1 pseudogene is annotated in these 423 nt (G+C 61.2%); it reads right to left on the bottom strand.

Going from position 1 to position 423, the window contains the following annotated elements:
- A pseudogene (locus I6F36_RS39045) lies at positions 1-423 on the bottom strand (type IV pilus secretin PilQ); the annotation flags it as partial.

Raw genomic sequence — 423 nt, 5'->3', positions numbered from 1 at the left:
GAAGCGGCACCTTGTTGATGTCGGTCCGCTCGTTCTGCGTGTAGATACCGCCGATCACGACCGTGCCGCCATTCTCGACCAGCACCTGCGTCTGCACGTGCTTGGTGTCAATGGCGAAGCCGTTGGTGGTCTGGATACCTACGCTGTCCTTGTTGACGTCCACATCCAGGAAGATGTTGCCGTCCGGCGTGATCTTGGGCGTCACTTCCAGCTTCAGGTTGGCCTTCTTGAACGACACCGAAGTCGCACCGGAAGACGTCGCCTGCTGGTACGGAATCTCAGTACCTTGCTCGATCAGCGCCTTGATGTTGTCGGCAGTGACCACGCGCGGGCTGGAGACGATCTTGCCGCGGCCGTCAGCTTCCAGCGCAGACAGCTCCAGCGCCAGGAAGCGGCCGGCACCGGCGTTAAACAGGCTCACGG

Source organism: Bradyrhizobium sp. BRP19 (assembly GCF_020194195.1).
Taxonomy (GTDB): domain Bacteria; phylum Pseudomonadota; class Alphaproteobacteria; order Rhizobiales; family Xanthobacteraceae; genus Bradyrhizobium; species Bradyrhizobium yuanmingense.
The sequence above is the reverse complement of the archived record's forward strand: the minus strand, read 5'-3'. Positions and strand labels throughout refer to the sequence as shown.